The sequence below is a fragment of the Pseudomonas sp. Sample_11 genome (assembly GCF_004307505.1).
GTDB classification, from domain to species: Bacteria; Pseudomonadota; Gammaproteobacteria; order Pseudomonadales; family Pseudomonadaceae; genus Aquipseudomonas; species Aquipseudomonas atacamensis.
Genome location: NZ_RCOD01000039.1, coordinates 62,486 through 79,611, shown reverse-complemented (window position 1 = coordinate 79,611; position 17,126 = coordinate 62,486). Strand labels below are relative to the sequence as shown.

17 protein-coding genes and 1 pseudogene are annotated in these 17,126 nt (G+C 60.3%); 2 read left to right on the top strand and 16 right to left on the bottom strand.

The window, feature by feature from the left end; translation table 11 throughout:
* Nucleotides 1-40 precede the first annotated feature (40 nt).
* The 9 genes from D8U60_RS09900 to D8U60_RS09860 all read right to left on the bottom strand — a co-directional run bounded on the left by D8U60_RS09900 (nt 41) and on the right by D8U60_RS09860 (nt 7,061).
* Nucleotides 41-646: an START domain-containing protein gene (locus tag D8U60_RS09900; protein WP_056788309.1), complete on the bottom strand. Its 606-nt coding sequence runs from the start codon at nt 644-646 to the stop codon at nt 41-43.
* Between the two features lie 40 nt (nt 647-686).
* Entirely contained in the window at nt 687-941 is a 255-nt protein-coding gene (locus D8U60_RS09895) for a YkgJ family cysteine cluster protein (RefSeq protein ID WP_016770949.1), read from the bottom strand.
* Nucleotides 942-1,104: 163 nt separating this feature from the next.
* Nucleotides 1,105-1,578 carry a translation initiation factor 2 gene (locus tag D8U60_RS09890; protein WP_130900012.1) on the bottom strand — a complete coding sequence of 158 codons (474 nt, stop codon included), beginning with the start codon at nt 1,576-1,578 and terminating at the stop codon, nt 1,105-1,107.
* Between the two features lie 78 nt (nt 1,579-1,656).
* Nucleotides 1,657-3,096 carry a PLP-dependent aminotransferase family protein gene (locus D8U60_RS09885; RefSeq protein ID WP_024013893.1) on the bottom strand — a complete coding sequence of 480 codons (1,440 nt, stop codon included), beginning with the start codon at nt 3,094-3,096 and terminating at the stop codon, nt 1,657-1,659.
* A gap of 201 nt (nt 3,097-3,297) precedes the next feature.
* A complete protein-coding gene (locus D8U60_RS09880; protein ID WP_024013894.1) occupies nt 3,298-4,110 on the bottom strand; it encodes an OmpA family protein in 813 nt (270 codons plus the stop codon).
* Nucleotides 4,107-4,469, bottom strand: a complete 363-nt coding sequence (locus D8U60_RS09875) for a DUF4398 domain-containing protein (protein ID WP_038860459.1) — start codon at nt 4,467-4,469, stop codon at nt 4,107-4,109. The genes D8U60_RS09880 and D8U60_RS09875 overlap by 4 nt, the downstream gene beginning before the upstream one ends.
* Nucleotides 4,470-4,478: 9 nt before the next feature.
* On the bottom strand, nt 4,479-5,300 hold the full coding sequence (locus D8U60_RS09870) for a transporter substrate-binding domain-containing protein (protein ID WP_130888464.1): 822 nt from the start codon (nt 5,298-5,300) through the stop codon (nt 4,479-4,481).
* An 81-nt stretch (nt 5,301-5,381) separates the two neighbouring features.
* Nucleotides 5,382-6,311 carry an FAD-binding protein gene (locus tag D8U60_RS09865; protein ID WP_016770954.1) on the bottom strand — a complete coding sequence of 310 codons (930 nt, stop codon included), beginning with the start codon at nt 6,309-6,311 and terminating at the stop codon, nt 5,382-5,384.
* Nucleotides 6,312-7,061: an electron transfer flavoprotein subunit beta/FixA family protein gene (locus tag D8U60_RS09860; protein ID WP_007908338.1), complete on the bottom strand. Its 750-nt coding sequence runs from the start codon at nt 7,059-7,061 to the stop codon at nt 6,312-6,314.
* 549 nt (nt 7,062-7,610) lie between these two features.
* Between D8U60_RS09860 and D8U60_RS09855 the strand changes: the two genes are divergently transcribed.
* The gene (locus D8U60_RS09855) at nt 7,611-9,275 is read left to right on the top strand and encodes an electron transfer flavoprotein-ubiquinone oxidoreductase (RefSeq protein WP_130900011.1); all 1,665 of its coding nucleotides are present in this window, start codon (nt 7,611-7,613) and stop codon (nt 9,273-9,275) included.
* A gap of 74 nt (nt 9,276-9,349) precedes the next feature.
* Here D8U60_RS09855 and D8U60_RS27865 read toward each other — a convergent pair.
* Together D8U60_RS27865 and D8U60_RS09845 are read right to left on the bottom strand one after the other, a co-directional pair.
* A pseudogene (locus D8U60_RS27865) lies at nt 9,350-9,442 on the bottom strand (metal ABC transporter ATP-binding protein); the annotation flags it as partial.
* A 17-nt stretch (nt 9,443-9,459) separates the two neighbouring features.
* Nucleotides 9,460-10,350, bottom strand: coding sequence for an AraC family transcriptional regulator (locus tag D8U60_RS09845; RefSeq protein WP_130900010.1), 891 nt, complete (start codon nt 10,348-10,350; stop codon nt 9,460-9,462).
* Nucleotides 10,351-10,540: 190 nt separating this feature from the next.
* Here D8U60_RS09845 and D8U60_RS09840 point away from each other — a divergent pair, with 190 nt between their 5' ends.
* The gene (locus tag D8U60_RS09840; protein ID WP_016770957.1) at nt 10,541-11,593 is read left to right on the top strand and encodes an alcohol dehydrogenase catalytic domain-containing protein; all 1,053 of its coding nucleotides are present in this window, start codon (nt 10,541-10,543) and stop codon (nt 11,591-11,593) included.
* A gap of 9 nt (nt 11,594-11,602) precedes the next feature.
* Here the strand turns inward: D8U60_RS09840 and D8U60_RS09835 are convergent, their stop codons facing one another.
* From D8U60_RS09835 to D8U60_RS09815, 5 genes are all read right to left on the bottom strand, one after another.
* Nucleotides 11,603-12,406: an IclR family transcriptional regulator gene (locus D8U60_RS09835; protein ID WP_016770958.1), complete on the bottom strand. Its 804-nt coding sequence runs from the start codon at nt 12,404-12,406 to the stop codon at nt 11,603-11,605.
* A 61-nt stretch (nt 12,407-12,467) separates the two neighbouring features.
* On the bottom strand, nt 12,468-13,778 hold the full coding sequence (locus D8U60_RS09830; protein ID WP_130900009.1) for an MFS transporter: 1,311 nt from the start codon (nt 13,776-13,778) through the stop codon (nt 12,468-12,470).
* A gap of 191 nt (nt 13,779-13,969) precedes the next feature.
* Nucleotides 13,970-15,118, bottom strand: coding sequence for a galactonate dehydratase (dgoD, locus tag D8U60_RS09825; RefSeq protein WP_016770960.1), 1,149 nt, complete (start codon nt 15,116-15,118; stop codon nt 13,970-13,972).
* Nucleotides 15,119-15,180: 62 nt separating this feature from the next.
* Nucleotides 15,181-15,801 (bottom strand): 2-dehydro-3-deoxy-6-phosphogalactonate aldolase, encoded by a 621-nt coding sequence (locus D8U60_RS09820; protein WP_073472308.1) that lies wholly within the window; start codon nt 15,799-15,801, stop codon nt 15,181-15,183.
* A gap of 19 nt (nt 15,802-15,820) precedes the next feature.
* On the bottom strand, nt 15,821-16,810 hold the full coding sequence (locus tag D8U60_RS09815; RefSeq protein WP_130900008.1) for a 2-dehydro-3-deoxygalactonokinase: 990 nt from the start codon (nt 16,808-16,810) through the stop codon (nt 15,821-15,823).
* Between the last annotated feature and the right edge of the window lie 316 nt (nt 16,811-17,126).

The window sequence follows — 17,126 nt, the reverse complement described above, 5'->3', positions numbered from 1 at the left end:
GCCCCGAACCGGTCGGGGCGTTTTGCTTACAGCGAATTGATTATTTCTCGGCGCGTTCTTTCAGCGCTTTCAGGGTATTGAATGGCGCATCGACCACAAACTTGTTGGCGACCATGGCCGGCACGCTACCGCCCGGCTCGGTGTGCACTTGATAAGTCACTTCGACCTGATCGCCCTTTGGCACGAACTTCCAGAAGCCTTTGACCTGCTGAACCCGCACGAAACCTTTTTCTTCCGGCAGATAGGTCGGTACGCCTTCAAGATTACGGGTCAGGCTGCCATCGGCGCCCTCAACGGTGGTGATCTTCAGCACCGAATCACGCGGGGTCACCGGCCATGGCGTGTTGAATTGCGAATAGGTCCAGCTCAGATCGCCTTCGTGCTTGAGCAGTTTCTGACTCTTGCACTCGTGAATCCACGCGCAGGCGCCAGAGACGTCTTCCTGCAAGGCGCGCAGTTTGGCAACGGTGGTTTTCATCAGCGCGACGCCTTGGTAGGACTTGTAGTCCGAACCGGGTATCTCGCTCAGGGAAACCTTGATGCCGTCTTCGTTCTTCGCCACTTTCCAGTCTTCCGCGTGGGCGACCGAAGTGGCAAGTACGGCAGTCAGACCACACAACACAGCGATACGGTGCAGCGAACCCATAGTGTTATTCCTTATTGTTGAAGTTCCGTTCGTGAACACATCACGCCGCCGTCATCTGCTCCCACCAGCCGATCAATCTGATCGCTTCTTCCGAACTGCTGCCGCACACCTCGACATCCGCAGCGAAGCCCGAGCACACAGCCGGACGTTCCGGACGGCCGAAAATGCTGCACAGGTTATCGACCGACAGTTGCACGCAACGTTCGCCAGCGGGCTTGCCATCGGGCATGCCGGGGATCGGCGAACTGATGGAGGGGGCAATGCAGCAAGCGCCACAGCCTTCACGGCATTTCATGACGAACAGATCCTCGCGACGGGCGATGTGTAAAGAGACGGGAAACAGAGTAACCGCTAAAACGACTGTTTCAAATTGCTACAAGCGGCTTTTCAACGATAAGTAAAAGTGACCGGGCAGTCTCCGACGAAGCGTCTGCTATACGCATCGAAGACGGTCGGATCTATTGCTTGAATTCAAAATCCAGCGCCGCGCCTTCCACATCGCGTCGCGCTTCGTTGCGCAATTGCAACTCCATTTCATTGCTGAGCAAGCGGCCGTTGAGCTGGAAGCCGTTATCTTTCTCGCCAAACATCTGCGGCAGGATCGCCTCGCGTTTGGGCAGCTCCACGGTGCCCTTTGGCTTCAGGTCTTCAACCATATCCTTGGGCAGGCTGAGATCGAGTTTTGCCGGCGGCAATTTGGTTTTGGCCACTTCGCTGGCAGGTTTCGATTTCGAAGCAACCGGGCGGCGCTTCTTTACCGTGGCGTTTTTTTGGGCCTGGGCTTTTTTTGCAGGCGCTGTGGTTTTAACGGTTTTCTTCGTGGTACTGGTCGCTGCCGGTTTTTCCTGGGCTGCGGCCGCCATAGCACCCGGTGCCTGACCGACCATCAGCAAACCCAGCAATACCCACGCGGCAGGAACAATGGCTTTCATGGACCCAACGAACTAACGGCAGAGGGCCACATGCTCGCTTGTTGTGCGTCACATGACAAGCCTCAGCGCCCTCCCCGTTCAGAATCCGCCAGCGGTTTCCTGACACAGCTGGGTGGCCAACAGACCCAGCGTCATCAGCGCCCGCTCCGCTTCGCGGTTCCACGGAATGCCGCAGTTGAGGCGGATACAGTGGTTGAACTGCTCGGTATTACTGAAGATCAGCCCCGGCGCGATGCTGATGCCTTGTTGCAGCGCGCGGACATGCAATTCCTGAGTGTTGACCCGCCCCGGCAAGCTCACCCAGAGGATGAAACCGCCCGTGGGCCGGGACATTTGCGTGCCCTCGGGGAAGTGCTGCTGCACCGCCAGCTGGAACGCGCTGAGGTTTTTCCGGTACTCCTGGCGGATGTAGCGTAAATGCCGGTCATAACCGCCGTTTTCCAGATACGCGGCAATCGCCATCTGCGTGACGCTGCACGCCGAATGGGTACTGAAGGTTTGCAGGCGCTGGATTTCCTGTTGGTATTTGCCGGCGATCATCCAGCCGATGCGCACACCCGGTGACAGGGTTTTGGAGAAGCTCGAGCAGTAGATCACCCGATCCAGGCGGTCGTAGGCTTTCAGCGCTTTGGTGCGGCCCTGTTCAAACATCAGTTCGCCGTAGATATCGTCTTCGACAATCTGAATGTCGAAATCCGAGGCCAGACGCAACAACTGTTTCTGCCGCTCTTCCGGCATGGTGCCGCCAAGGGGATTGCTCAGGCGCGTAGTCAGCACCAACGCCTTGATCGACCATTGGTTGGCGGCCAGTTGCAAGGCTTCCAGGCTCATGCCGGTGGCGGGATCGCTGGGGATTTCGATGACTTTCAGGCCGAGCAGATCGGCCAGTTGCAGCAGGCCGTAATAGGTCGGCGATTCGGCAGCGATCAGATCGCCCGGCCGGGTCAGCACGCGCAACGACATCTGCAAGGCGTCGACACAGCCGTGGGTGATCACCACTTCCGACGGATCGACCACCACGCCAGCGTCACGCATGCGGATCGCCACTTGCCGGCGCAGCGGTTCGAAGCCGGGGCTGAACATGTAGCTGAACGCCCGAGGGCTGTGGAAGCGGGTGACCTTGGCCAATTGCTGATGCAGCGCGCGCACCGGCAGATAATCGACACTCGGCACCGCAGCGCCCAGCGGAAACACGCCTTCGCGGCGGGATTCGACCAATACCTGTTGAATGATGCTGCTGCGCGTCACCAGCCCCGGCCGTTCGACCCGGGCAATGTCCGGCGTCGGCGCGGTCAGCGCCGGGGTCTGGTGTACGTAATAACCCGACTGTGGCCGGGCGCGAATCAGGCCCTGATCCTCAAGGTTGGCGTAAGCCTGCAACACCGTCGCATGGCTGACGTTGAGCTGCGAACTCATCTTGCGCACCGAAGGCACGCGCTCCCCCGGTTGATAGACACCACGGCGGATGTCTTCGGCCAGTTGCTGAGCAATACGTTGGTAGAGCAAGAGATTGGTCATGACGCAGCACTCGATTTCACGGGCGTTTTATTCTTGTCTGAAACAATACCGGAACAGTTTAGAAGTGTACTGGGACAGTTGCCAGATTACTCGACCGTACAGTGCGGTGTCTGCCCCACCTGTACGGTTTTGCGCGGCAATCGACAGACACAAAAAAGCCCGGCACTGCATGACAGTCCGGGCTTTCCAGAGACGCAGCCCTCAGCGGGCGGCGCCGAGCTGGCCTTTTTCGTCAGAGAACACGATCTCGACGCGGCGATTCTGCGCCCGTCCACGCTCGGAGGCGTTGGCGTCGACCGGGAACTGGTCGCCATAACCTTCGACCTGAATGCGTTTTTCATCGATACCCAGATCGACCAGCACGTCAGCCACCGATTGCGCACGATCGCGGGACAGTTTGAGGTTTTCCTGTCTGCCACCGGTGCTGTCGGTGTAACCCTCGATGCGCACCACTCGCTTGGGGTTCAGTTGCAGGAACTGGACGATCTTCAGCACGACGCGGTTGGCCGAGTTTTTCAGTTCCGCCTGGCCGGTGTCGAACAACACGTCGCCGAGGGTCATCACCAGACCGCGATCGGTCTGTGTGGTGGCCAGCGCGACGATCTGTTCCTCCAGCCACTTGCCTTGTTGCTGCACGCTGAGCAGTTTCGATTCGCGCAGGGCCAGTTGCAGACGCTGGCGCTCAAGCTCGAGCTTGGCTGCGCGCTCCTCGTTGAGCGCCTGGTTGGTGTGCTCACGGGCGATTTCGCTGTAGCGCTGGCTCAGGTAGGCGTAATGCACCACGTCGGCACCGCTGCCCCAATAGGTCGACAGCCGATCAGCGCGGGCCAGGGATTCGCCGGCGCGGATCACGTCTTTCGGCGCGATGCGCAGGACGTTGGAATCTTCCTTGACCTTCTGGAAATCAGCGCCGGCCTGTTGCAGCGCCGCCTCGCTGTGCTGGCCGGCGCAGCCGTAGAGGCTGGCGCAACCGGCAAGAAGCAGAATGCCGAGCGCGTTGGACTTGAGGCTCATTGCGCTTCCCCCAGTTGCAGCTGCTTGCGCAGGCGGACAATGCGGGTATTGAGCACATTCAGCTGCTCTTCGCTTTTTTTCGTCAGCACCTTGGCCTCGGCCAGACGTGCATCCAGTTCGGCCTGCTCGGCACGCATGCGCGCGTTGCGATAGGACTCGTCGGCCATGCTGCCTTTGGCGCGGTTGTATTTTGTTTCGGCCAGTTGCATTTCCGGCACTTCGTCAGCGGTGGCGCCGACTGCCTTGGCCTGCACGATGGCTTGTTCGGTCAAACGCATTTGTTCACTGGGTGCCGGATCGGATGCGCACCCGGCCAGGGCCAGAACGGCCACTGCCGCGAAAAGAGGTCGAATACTCACTAAGAATCCCTACTGTTTTGGGGCACTGACAGGTAGTGGCGGCTGTTGCTGTTGCGCCTTCCAGCGCTCGATGTTGCGTTGCAGCGCGGCTTCCGTCAGTCCGGACGCGGGCAATTCTGTCATCTTTTTGGCGAGCTGTCCGCGCAACCACGGATCGTTGCAGGCCGAGTTATGCGAAACCGCGAGGAACAGACCCGGCCGGTCGATGGGTTGTTCGAACGCCAACAGATCGCTGGTCATGCCCAATGTCTGCGCGGCGGCAAGGCCTGAGTAACGTCCGGCGAGGACATATTCCACCTCGCCCAACAGCAGTTTCTGTAATGCCTCGGTAAGGTTGGCTGTGCGGGTCAGGGTCAGATTCTGCTCGGCGAAAGTGCCGAATGCCTGGGTCATCCGAGACTTTTCCGACACCGCGCCGGCATGGCCTTTCAGGTCGCTGGCCTCGGCATAGGTCAGCGTCGAGCCTTTGCGCGTCCACACCAGATAGTCGTTTTCCAGCAGTGGCGGATGGATGTAGTCAAGGGTTTCCAGCTCATTAACGGTCAGCGGCGCGTCGGCCAGCATGTCCATGCGCCCGCTGCGCACTTCATCGAGGGCCTGCGAGCGTTTGCCGGCGTAGAGCAGGTCGACTTTGATGCCCAGATCCTTGGCCACTTGCTGCAACAGATCGGCACTGGCGCCGATCAGGCGCTTGGGGTTTTGCGGGTCCTGCCACAGGTACGGCGGCGCGTCCGGGCTGCCGGTGACGACCAGGCGCTCGCACTTGCCAGCGGCCATGGCCAAACCTGGCAACAGCACCAATCCCAACAACCATCCGCAGCGCAGATCCATGGCAAAACGCTCCCGCTTGAAATTCGAAACAAAAAAAAGCCCGACCAACAGGCCGGGCTCTTTATAAGTGAAGCCGCCGGATTAGACCAGCTTCTCCAGCTCAGGTACTGCTTCGAACAGATCCGCCACGAGACCGTAATCGGCCACCTGGAAGATCGGCGCTTCTTCGTCCTTGTTGATCGCAACGATCACTTTGGAGTCTTTCATGCCGGCCAGATGCTGGATCGCGCCGGAGATACCGACGGCGATGTACAGCTGTGGCGCAACGATCTTGCCGGTCTGACCGACCTGCATGTCGTTCGGTACGAAACCTGCGTCGACCGCAGCGCGCGAAGCGCCAACAGCAGCGCCGAGCTTGTCGGCCAGCGCGTACAGGTGTTTGAAGTTGTCACCGTTCTGCATGCCGCGACCGCCGGAAACGACGATCTTGGCAGCGGTCAGCTCAGGACGGTCGGACTTGGCCAGCTCTTCGCTGACGAAGCTCGAAGTACCGGCGTCGTGGGCAGCGCCAACGGCTTCAACGGCAGCCGAACCACCTTCAGCAGCAACCGGATCGAAACCAGTGGCACGCACGGTGATCACTTTGATCGCAGCAGTCGATTGCACGGTAGCGATGGCGTTACCGGCGTAGATCGGACGCTTGAAAGTGTCAGCGCTTTCGACCGAGATGATCTCGGAGATCTGGTCAACGTCCAGCGCAGCAGCAACGCGCGGCAGGATGTTTTTGCCGTTGGAAGTGGCGGCAGCGAGGATGTGGCTGTAGCCAGCGCCCAGCTCTGCAACCAGCGGCGCTACGTTCTCTGGCAACTGATGCGCGTAAGCGGCGTTGTCAGCATTCAGGACTTTGCTCACGCCAGCGATTTTAGCCGCGGCTTCGGCCACCGGGCCTGCGCCCTGACCTGCTACCAGAACGTGAATGTCGCCGCCGATTTTGGCAGCAGCGGCCACGGTGTTCAGTGTGGCCGGGGCCAGCACTTTGTTGTCGTGTTCAGCAATAACCAAGATAGTCATTTAGATTACCTTCGCTTCGTTCTTGAGTTTTTCAACCAGTTCAGCCACCGACTTGACCTTGATGCCCGCGCTGCGTGCAGCCGGCGCTTCGACTTTCAGGGTCTTGTTGGTGGAGGCGGTGGAAACGCCCAAAGCGTCCGGAGTCAGCACTTCGAGAGGCTTCTTCTTGGCTTTCATGATGTTTGGCAGGGACGCGTAGCGCGGCTCGTTCAAACGCAGGTCGGTGGTGACGATGGCTGGCAGTTTCAGCGAAACGGTCTGCGCGCCGCCGTCGATTTCGCGGGTCACGGCAACGCTGTCGCCGGAGACTTCGACTTTCGAAGCGAAGGTGCCCTGACCGTAGCCGCTCAGTGCCGCGAGCATCTGGCCGGTCTGGTTATTGTCGCTGTCGATCGCCTGTTTCCCAAGGATCACCAGCTGCGGCTGCTCCTTGTCGACGACAGCCTTGAGCAGCTTGGCCACGGCCAGCGAGGTCAGGTCTTCAGCGGATTCGACGAGGATGGCGCGATCGGCACCCAGAGCCAGTGCGGTACGCAGCTGCTCCTGAGCGGTGGTCGGGCCGATGGAGACGACGACGATTTCAGTCGCAACGCCCTTCTCTTTCAGGCGTACGGCTTCTTCCACGGCGATTTCGCAGAATGGGTTCATCGACATCTTGACGTTGGCGAGGTCGACGCCGGAATTGTCCGCCTTGACGCGGACCTTGACGTTGTAATCCACAACGCGTTTGACAGCTACAAGAACCTTCATGGATTCCTCGTTACTCTCCGGTGAAAAGAAAGTCGCCTAGGCGAACCTGGCGGATGATGCTCATCGGGCGACAAGGGCACCTCTAAAAACGCCGGCTTGAATGTGAGGTGATTCACTTCGCGAAGGGAGGTGACCGTTCGTCAGGGGTGACTGTCGGGTCATTCATTCTCACGCTGTGTAAACTGCGCACCGGACTTGCGCTGCGCATCACCGTCTACTGCCTGTGCCCTGTCTTTAGAGGTGCTCTTGAAACCGCCAGTCTGCCTACGGCGAGCGCAAAACCGCCCGTATCTTGACCGGAACGCCCATTCTGGTCAATACGCCAAAATGCCCTGTCATAAGCCGCGCTTCTTTGATTTATCAGGGCTGGAGGCGATTCAAACAAACGTTTGTATTGGACGCTCGGAGTGGTGTAGATATAATGCGCCGCCTAGAGAGAAAGGTGGATTCGCCAATATTCCCTTTGACGTTAACGTAAAGGCAATACGGATGCGAGATCAAACCTCCATATTAGAAAAAAACTGTTGAGCCTTGAGTAGGAGATAGCCTGTGGAACGCGAATACATGGAATTCGACGTCGTCATCGTCGGTGCCGGCCCCGCTGGTCTGTCCGCCGCCTGCCGCTTGAAGCAGAAGGCCGCTGACGCCGGTAAGGAAATCAGCGTCTGCGTGGTCGAAAAAGGCTCCGAAGTCGGTGCACACATCCTCTCCGGTGCGGTATTCGAACCCCGCGCCCTGAACGAATTGTTCCCGGACTGGAAAGAGCTCGGCGCTCCGCTGAACACGCCCGTCACACGCGATGACATTTTCGTGCTGAAAAACGCTGACAGCGCGCAGAAGATTCCTGACTTCTTTGTGCCCAAGACCATGCACAACGAAGGCAACTACATCATCTCCCTGGGCAACCTGTGCCGCTGGCTGGCTCAGCAGGCGGAAAACCTCGGTGTGGAAATCTACCCGGGCTTCGCCGCTCAGGAAGCGCTGATCGATGAAAACGGTGTGGTGCGCGGGATCATCACCGGTGATCTGGGCGTCGACCGTGAAGGCCATCCGAAAGAAGGCCTGTACACCCCGGGCATGGAACTGCGTGGCAAATACACGCTGTTCGCCGAAGGCTGCCGTGGCCACATCGGCAAGCAACTGATCAAACGCTACAACCTCGACAGCGATGCCGACGTTCAGCACTACGGCATCGGCCTGAAAGAAATCTGGGAAATCGACCCGGCCAAGCATCAGCCAGGCCTGGTGGTGCACACCGCCGGCTGGCCGCTGGACATCATGGGCACCGAGAACACCGGCGGCTCGTTCCTCTATCACCTGGAAAACAATCAGGTGGTGGTCGGTCTGATCGTCGACCTGTCCTACAGCAACACTTACCTGTCGCCGTTCGATGAGTTCCAGCGCCTCAAGCATCACCCGGTGCTCAAGCAATATCTGGAAGGCGGCAAGCGCGTCAGCTACGGCGCCCGCGCCATCGCCAAGGGCGGCCTGAACTCGCTGCCGAAAATGGTCTTCAAGGGCGGCGCGTTGATCGGTTGCGACCTCGGCACCCTGAACTTCGCCAAGATCAAAGGCAGCCACACCGCGATGAAGTCCGGCATGCTCGCGGCGGAATCGGTGGCAGATGCGCTGTTCGCCGAGCAGGATTGCACCGTCGAACTGACCACTTACGTCGACGCGTTCAAGAACAGCTGGCTGCACGAAGAACTGTTCGCCAGCCGTAACTTCGGCCCGGCGATTCACAAGTACGGCGCGATCATCGGCGGTGGTTTCAACTGGCTGGACCAGAACATCTTCGGCGGCAAACTGCCGTTCACCCTGCGCGACAACAAGCCGGATTACGCCTGCCTCAAGCTCGCGGCCGACTGCAAGAAGATCGACTACCCGAAACCTGACGGCAAACTGAGTTTCGACAAACTCAGCTCGGTGTTCATCTCCGGCACCAACCACGAAGAAGAGCAGCCGTGCCACTTGAAGCTGACCGATCCGAGCATCCCGATCAGCAAAAACCTGCCGCTGTACGACGAACCGGCGCAGCGTTACTGCCCGGCCGGCGTATACGAAGTGATCACCAAGGAAGACGGCGAGAAGCGCTTCCAGATCAACGCCCAGAACTGCGTGCACTGCAAGACCTGTGACATCAAGGACCCTGCGCAGAACATCACCTGGGTCGCGCCGGAAGGCGCCGGCGGCCCGACTTACCCGAACATGTAAGTCGAAACGCTGAACAACAAGGCTCCCGACATGGGGGCCTTTTTGTTGCCCAAAATTCTTCTGCCACCACAAAACAACTGTGGGAGCGAGCCTGCTCGCGAAAGCGGTGTGTCATATAAAGATGATGTCGACTGATACACCGCCTTCGCGAGCAGGCTCGCTCCCACAGGGGATTATCGGCGGATCAGGCAGCGCGCTCTTCCCCCGGGCTGCGTTCGAAGTAACGCTTGTATTCGCGACTGAATTGCGACGTGCTCTGATACCCCACCCGATGCGCCACCTGCGCCACGCCCAGCCCCTCCGCCACCAGCAGCGTCTGCGCCTTCAACAAACGTAAACGCTTCAGATACTGGACCGGCGACAACAGTGTGCTGCGTTTGAAATGCTCATGAAACGTCGACACGCTCATGTTCGCGCAACTGGCCAGTGTCTCGACATTCAGCGGCTCGGTGTAATGCGCATGCAGAAGGCTGATCGACGCCGCCACCCGGGCGAATTGCCCTTGTTGCTCGACCAACGCCCGCAACACATCCGCTTGCGGTCCGCGCAGCGCGACGAACAATAACTCGCGAACCCGTGCCGGGCCGAGAATCTGGCATTCCAGCGGATCGTGCAGACAGCTGAGCAGCCGTTCGACACAACCGCGCATGCCATCGTCGAGCACCACCGAGGTCATCGACTCCGGCGTCTGCGCCGGAATATGCCGACCCGGCGCCAGCCCCATGGCCAGCACCAATTCGCCGAGCAGGACGCGATCGATCGCCACCGACACACCGAGCAATGGCGCATCGGGCAAGGCAAAGGTTTCGCATTCGAACGGCACCGGCAGCGCCTGGATCAGGTAATGCCCGGCGCCGTATTCCATGGTTCGTGGGCCGAGGAACGCCAGTTTGCTGCCCTGGGCGATGATCATCAGGCTCGGCTCGTAAATGTGCGGGCCACGGGCGACGTCGCAACTGGCGCGCAGGATCTGCACACCGGGCAGGCCGGTCTGGCTGTAGCCATCGCGCAGCGCCAGCGGTTCGATCAGCGAAACCAGCCGGGCATTGGCATCAAGATGACGGGTCAACTGCATCGAATAGGTCTTCGTAAAATTCACGGAAAAGGGGATGAAAACATCATCGCAGATCCGCTGGCCAATGCGACCGCTGCGACCCGCATGCCGGAGGATTAGGCATGAGACCCGGAGAAATCGTCATGGCCGCACCCGCGTCTGGCGGCCAGAATTCACCGCCTCACTTGTCACTGTTTTTGCGAGGTCCTCCATGTACACCGCCATCGGCTATGCCGCCCAGTCGGCCACCACTCCCCTCGCCCCGATGAAATTCGAACGCCGCAGCCCGCGCGCCGACGACGTGGCGATCGAAATTCTCTACTGCGGCGTCTGCCATTCCGACATCCATCAGGCACGCAACGAATGGGGCATCGCCGTTTATCCGCTGATGCCCGGCCATGAGATCGTCGGAAAAGTCACCGCTGTCGGTGCGAATGTCACCCGTCACAAGGTAGGCGATCTGGTTGGCGTCGGCTGCATGGTCGACTCCTGCCGCAGCTGCGAAGCCTGCCAGGCGAACCTCGAGCAATATTGCCTCGAAGGCCCGACCATGACTTACGCCACCCCGGACCGGGTCGATGGCAGCAACACCATGGGCGGTTATTCCGACAGCATCGTGGTCAGCGAACACTTCGTTGTGCGCATCCCCGAGAAACTCGCTCTGGCCAGCGCCGCACCGATTCTCTGTGCCGGCATCACCACTTACTCGCCGCTCAAGCACTACGGCGTCAAGGCCGGTGACAAGGTCGGGATTCTCGGCATGGGCGGCCTCGGCCACATGGGCATCAAGTTCGCCAAGGCGATGGGCGCGGAAGTGACACTGTTCACCCGCTCGGCGAGCAAGGCTGAAGAAGGTCGCCGTCAGGGCGCCGATCACGTCATCGTCTCCACCGATGCCGAGCAGATGAAGGCCGCGGCCGGCTACTTCGACTTCCTGCTCGACACCATTCCGGTGCAGCACGATTTGAACCCGTACCTCGACACCCTGCGTTTCGACGGTGTGCACATTCTGGTCGGCCTGATCGAGCCGGTGAACCCGCCCGTCCACGCCGGCAAACTGGTGATGAGCCGCCGCGTGCTGGCCGGTTCCTTGATCGGCGGTATCGCCGAGACCCAGGAAGTGCTGGATTTCTGCGCCGAGCACAACATCACCTGCGACATCGAAATGCTCGACATCCGCCAGATCAACGAAGCCTATGCGCGGATGATTGCCGGTGATGTGAAGTACCGCTTCGTCATCGACATGGCGACGCTGAAGGCCTAAACCTTAGGGCTATACCTTCAAACCAAGCTCCGCCGACAGCCGGGTTGTGACCCCTTTGAGCAGGGGGATCAACTCGGCCATTTTTTCCAGCGGCATGTACGGCACGGTGCTGGCGATACTGATCGCCGCGACTATGCCCTTGCTCGCATCACGAATTGGCGCCGCCACACAGCGGATCGACGGTTCGTTGTCTTCCAGATCGAACGCGTAGCCACCGGCAACGTATTCGCCCATGCGCTGCTCAAGCTGTTCCCACGACTGCTGCGGATGCTGCGGCCAGAACTGACTTTTGCCACCCGCCGGCAGGCTGATGTCGTACAGCCGCCGCCAGTCCTGCGGCGAATCATCGAGCATCAAGGCCTTGCCGATCCCGGTGCGTACCAGCGGCATGCGATGGCCAACCCGTGAGCGCATTTCCGGGCCGTTGCGTCCTGGATTCTTCAGCAGGTACAGCACTTCGTCGCCTTCCCTGATCCCCAAATGCACGGTGTCGCCGGTCAGTGCCGAGAGCTCGTCCAGATACGGCCCGGCCAGGGTCACCAGCGGCAACTCTTCACGGGCCTGAAAGCCCAGTTCGATCAGTTTCGGCCCGAGCAGATAACCGATTTGCGGCACGACGCGCAGATAACGCTCGTCGACCAGGCAACTGGCCAGACGATGGGTGGTGCTGCGCGTGGTGCCGATCAGCCGGGCAATCTCCTTGAGATCACGCGCGCCACTGGCCACCGCCTGCACCACACCGAGGCCGCGCAGTAGCGTCTGGGTGCCGGTGGGCGCGGCGTCCTTGGTTTTTTCCGGGGCGTCTTCCTGCATATCCAGCCTTTTACCGTTGAGCGAAGGAACGGGCGGCATTATGGTCGCCCGAGACTGAGCACTACAACTCGATACGCTCGACCTTGCCCACCAGCAGCACGTAGGACAAGGCACCGACCAGTGCGAGCACGGCGATGTAGGTGATCGCCGGAGCGAACGAATCGCCGCTGGCGAGGAAGCCGATCACGATCGGCGTAGCAATCGCCGACAGGTTGCCGATGAAGTTGAACACGCCACCGGTCAGACCGAGCAAACGCGCCGGTGCCAGCGTCGACACCAGCGACCAAGTGATGGACGCCAGCCCGTTGCCAAAAAATGCCAGGGCGAGGAAGGCAATCACCAACGGTGTCGATTCGACGAAGTTGGCGCCGATGATCGAAGTCGAAATCAGCAGCCCGCCGATGATCGGCAACTTGCGTGCGAAGCCCACGGTGTAGCCGCGCCGGATCAGGAAGTCGGAAAAGAATCCCGAGCACAACACGCCGACGAACGCGGCAAGAAACGGCAGCGATGCGAGCAGACCGGACTTGATGAAGTCCATGCCGCGATATTTCACCAGATAGGTCGGAAACCAGGTGAGGAAGAACCACAGCGTCGAGTTCAGGCAGAACTGGCCAAGGTAGATGCCCCACAACTTGCGTTTGCTGAGGACGATGCCCAGATCGGTCCAGCTGAATCTGGCCTTGACCTTGGCCGTCTCGGCCTGGATATCCACCAGCCCGCCGCCTTCGCGGATCAGGTCGATTTCCGCCTGATTGGTGCCTTTGAAATCGCGCGGCTCGCGATACACCGCGTACCAGATCAGCGCCCAGAGAATGCCCACCGCGCCGGTGGCGACGAACACCATGTGCCAGCCGAATTCATGTTGCAGCCACGCCAGCACCGGGGTCAGGAAAGCCAGACCGACAAACTGTCCGGAGGTGTAGAAACCGATCGCCGTGGCGCGCTCGCGCTCAGGAAACCAGGTGGTGACCACGCGGCTGTTGATCGGATAGGCCGGCGCCTCCAGCGCACCGACGGCCATGCGCAGCACGAACAGCGCGATGAAGCTGCTGACGAAACCGAGCATCACCGTGGCCACCGACCACAGCAGCAGCGCGACGCTGTAAAGGATGCGCGGCGGCACGCGATCGACCAGCCAGCCGCCGGGGATCTGCATGGCAGCGTAAGTCCAGCCGAAGGCGGAGAAGATCAGACCGACGTGTACCGGATCGATGCCCAGCTCACTGGTCAGCGCCGGCGCGGCAATCGACAGGTTGCTGCGGTCCAGGTAGTTGATGACCACGGTGATGAACAGCAACACCATGATGAAAAATCGCTTGCGGCTAGGCGTGACTAAAGACGCCTGCCCGGAGAGGGTGTGCGCTTGCATGAGAGATGCCTCTTTTTATGTTTGTTGAGGTCATGACGCAGATCTCCTCTCCCTCGGAGAACTGATCGTTCCCACGCTCGGCGTGGGAATGCAGCCCGGGACGCTCCGCGTCCCAGCAGCGGACGCAGAGCGTCCATTGAGGCATTCCCACGCAGAGCGTGGGAACGATCTGATGCTAGCGAGTCAGAGACTCACCACTCGGCAAAGCTGCCATCGGCATGGCGCCAGATCGGGTTGCGCCAGCGGTGGCCGACGGCGGCACGCTCGATCACGTATTCCTCGTTGATCTCGATGCCCAGCCCTGGGCCGTTCGGAATCTTCACGAAGCCCTGGTCGTAGTCGAACACGCGCGGATCCTTCACATAGTCGAGCAAGTCGTTGCTCTCGTTGTAATGGATGCCGAGGCTCTGCTCCTGGATAAACGCGTTGTAACAAGCCGCGTCGAGTTGCAAACACGCCGCCAGGGCGATCGGTCCCAGCGGGCAATGCAGCGCCAGCGCGACGTCGTAGGCTTCGGCCATGTTGGCGATCTTGCGGGTTTCAGTGATGCCGCCAGCGTGAGAGGCATCCGGCTGGATAATGTCGACGTAGCCTTCGCTCAACACCCGTTTAAAGTCCCAGCGCGAGAACAGCCGCTCGCCGAGGGCAATCGGCGTGCTGGTCAGCGGCGCCAGTTCTTTCAGCGCTTCGTAGTTTTCGCTGAGCACCGGTTCTTCGATGAACATCAGTTTGTACGGGTCGAGCTCCTTCATCAGCACCTTGGCCATCGGCTTGTGCACGCGGCCGTGAAAGTCGACGCCGATACCGACGTTCGGCCCCACCGCATCACGCACGGCGGCAACGTTGGCCAGGGCGAGGTCGACTTTCTCGAAGGTGTCGAGGAACTGCAGTTCTTCGGTGCCGTTCATTTTTACCGCCGTGAAACCACGGCTCACTGCTTCTTTCGCCGCACGCGCGGTGTCGGCCGGACGGTCGCCACCGATCCACGAATAGACACGAATCTTGTCGCGCACCTGACCACCGAGCAGATCGCTGACCGACACGCCGAGGGCCTTGCCCTTGATGTCCCAAAGTGCCTGGTCGATACCGGCCAGCGCGCTCATGTGAATCGCGCCGCCACGGTAGAAGCCGCCGCGATAGAGCACGGTCCAGATGTCTTCAATATTGCGTGGGTCTTTGCCAATCAGGTAGTCGGACAATTCTTCCACCGCAGCCGCTACGGTATGGGCGCGCCCTTCAACCACAGGCTCGCCCCAACCGGTCACGCCCTCGTCGGTTTCGACCTTGAGGAAGCACCAGCGCGGCGGAACGATGAAGGTCGTGAGTTTGGTGATTTTCATCTCTGCTCTCTTTTGTAAATGCAGCTTTTATTAGATGCAGCGCACACAGCGCCCAAAAATTCTTAACGCAGGGCTTTCCAGGCAGCCACGTAGGCCTTGGCATTGACCGCCACCTGCTCGGGCGTCATGCCCGGTTTGAACAGGCCGGAACCGAGACCGAAACCTTTCACACCGGCATCGATAAAGGCCTGCATGTTGTCCGGCGTAATGCCGCCGACCGGCGCCAGCACCGTGCCGGCTGGCAACACCGCGAGCCAGGCCTTGACGACCGCCGGGCTCATTTGCTCGGCCGGAAACAGCTTGAGAATGTCCGCGCCCTCAGCCAGTGCGGCGAAGGCTTCGGTCGGCGTAGCCACGCCCGGCGACAGGTACAGCCCCGCCGCTTTCGCCGCGCGCAACACCTTGGCATCGCTGTGCGGCATGACGATCACTTGGCCGCCAGCCGCTTTGACCTGCTCGACCTGCTCGGGGCTGAGCACCGTGCCGGCACCGATCAGGCAATCGGCGGGCAGCGCATCACGCAGGATGCGAATACTTTCGTACGGCGATGGGGAATTGAGCGGTACTTCGATGACGCGAAATCCGGCGGAATACAGGACTTCTCCGACAGCCGCCGCTTCCTGCGGTTGCAGGCCACGCAAAATCGCGATCAGACCGTTTTGTGCCAGTGCTTGCTTGAGCATGTCAGGCCTCCAGTCAGGGTTAACGGGATGAGGAATCTATGAGTCCGGCGGCACGCGCCAGTTGCCACAGGCCACGCTCGGTGGCCTGCTCGGCCAGCGTCACCCGAGCAAAGCCGCAGGCGTCGAGGGCGCGTTGATAGCGTGCGCACAGAAGCGCATTGCCGATGAGCACAATCGATGGAAGATTCGCTTGATTGCGCCGGCGCCGCTGCACATTGGCGAGCGCGGCCAGCTCATGGCCGATCATCAGGCCGGACAGATAATCTGCCTGAGCGCTCGGGTTCAGTTCGCCGGTCAGGCCGAGGGTACGGGCGCTGAACAAGGTCGACAGCACACCTAGCTCGGCATCTGTCGACAGCGCGATCTGTACGCCGCGATCAAACGCCTGCGCATCGAAGGTCGCGCTCGGTTGTTGGGTACGACCGAGGATGCTGTGCTCGCTGAGCACGGCAAACACTTCGCCGGTCATGAACGTGTCGAAATGGATGATGCGGCCATCGACCACTTCCACCCATTTCGAGTGGCTGCCGGGCAGGCCGATCAACAGATCGTTACCCGCCTCGGCCGGCAGACTTTGCAGCACGCCGAGGACTTGGGTTTCTTCGCCACGCATTACATTCGGCAGTCGCGAACGCTGAATCACGCCCGGGACGATATGCACCGGCGTACCGCGCAGACTGACAACGGTTTGTAGGGAACTTCCGAGATGGGCGACGTCGGCCGGCGTCTCGCAGTAAGCCGCTTCGCGCCAGCCCTGCGCACTGCCGACCATGCCGCAAGCGATTACCGGCAGATCCGGCTGCACATCAAGCCAGTCACCACAGGCCTCGTCGAAGGCCAGTTCAAAACCATCGGCGCATTCACGGCCGTGGATGATTCGCGGGGTCTTGGGCAACTGCATGATCCCGGACGACAGCGCACGCTGCTCCAGCACCACACCGTCCGCCGCGAGTTTGTAAGCACGTAATGAGGTCGTCCCCCAATCGAGCGCGATCAATTGCGCCTGCATCGCTTCACCTGTTTTGTTTTTGGCAGTGAGTGCGACGGACTATAAACCCGAGGGACGGGAAATCTCAATATATAAATATCAATCCCACATTATGGGAAAATCAACAGTAACGGTATCACCTCACTCAAAGCGCCCCCTCTTGGGCTGCAACGATGGCGATCGAAGGGCCAAGTCAGGCTTGCACGGACAAAAATGCAAGGTTCGCCATGCCGCTGCGGTCGGGAAATACTCAGGGAGAGCGGCCCTCGAAAGAGGCAAGGCCGGACGGGATACTTTTTATTTTGCAGGTCCAGTTGTCAGCAAATCCGCGCTAGGT

Bases quoted from the DNA above. Each gene is read 5' to 3' on its own strand.
- D8U60_RS09860 (WP_007908338.1), bottom strand. From the start codon at position 7,061: ATGAAGGTTCTTGTAGCTGTCAAACGCGTTGTGGATTACAACGTCAAG.
- D8U60_RS09845 (WP_130900010.1), bottom strand. From the start codon at position 10,350: ATGCAGTTGACCCGTCATCTTGATGCCAATGCCCGGCTGGTTTCGCTG.
- D8U60_RS09820 (WP_073472308.1), bottom strand. From the start codon at position 15,801: ATGCTCAAGCAAGCACTGGCACAAAACGGTCTGATCGCGATTTTGCGT.
- D8U60_RS09830 (WP_130900009.1), bottom strand. From the start codon at position 13,778: ATGCAAGCGCACACCCTCTCCGGGCAGGCGTCTTTAGTCACGCCTAGC.
- dgoD (WP_016770960.1), bottom strand. From the start codon at position 15,118: ATGAAAATCACCAAACTCACGACCTTCATCGTTCCGCCGCGCTGGTGC.
- D8U60_RS09840 (WP_016770957.1), top strand. From the start codon at position 10,541: ATGTACACCGCCATCGGCTATGCCGCCCAGTCGGCCACCACTCCCCTC.
- D8U60_RS09835 (WP_016770958.1), bottom strand. From the start codon at position 12,406: ATGCAGGAAGACGCCCCGGAAAAAACCAAGGACGCCGCGCCCACCGGC.
- D8U60_RS09890 (WP_130900012.1), bottom strand. From the start codon at position 1,578: ATGAAAGCCATTGTTCCTGCCGCGTGGGTATTGCTGGGTTTGCTGATG.
- D8U60_RS09885 (WP_024013893.1), bottom strand. From the start codon at position 3,096: ATGACCAATCTCTTGCTCTACCAACGTATTGCTCAGCAACTGGCCGAA.
- D8U60_RS09900 (WP_056788309.1), bottom strand. From the start codon at position 646: ATGGGTTCGCTGCACCGTATCGCTGTGTTGTGTGGTCTGACTGCCGTA.
- D8U60_RS09865 (WP_016770954.1), bottom strand. From the start codon at position 6,311: ATGACTATCTTGGTTATTGCTGAACACGACAACAAAGTGCTGGCCCCG.
- D8U60_RS09880 (WP_024013894.1), bottom strand. From the start codon at position 4,110: ATGAGCCTCAAGTCCAACGCGCTCGGCATTCTGCTTCTTGCCGGTTGC.
- D8U60_RS09870 (WP_130888464.1), bottom strand. From the start codon at position 5,300: ATGGATCTGCGCTGCGGATGGTTGTTGGGATTGGTGCTGTTGCCAGGT.
- D8U60_RS09815 (WP_130900008.1), bottom strand. From the start codon at position 16,810: ATGCAGGCGCAATTGATCGCGCTCGATTGGGGGACGACCTCATTACGT.
- D8U60_RS09895 (WP_016770949.1), bottom strand. From the start codon at position 941: ATGAAATGCCGTGAAGGCTGTGGCGCTTGCTGCATTGCCCCCTCCATC.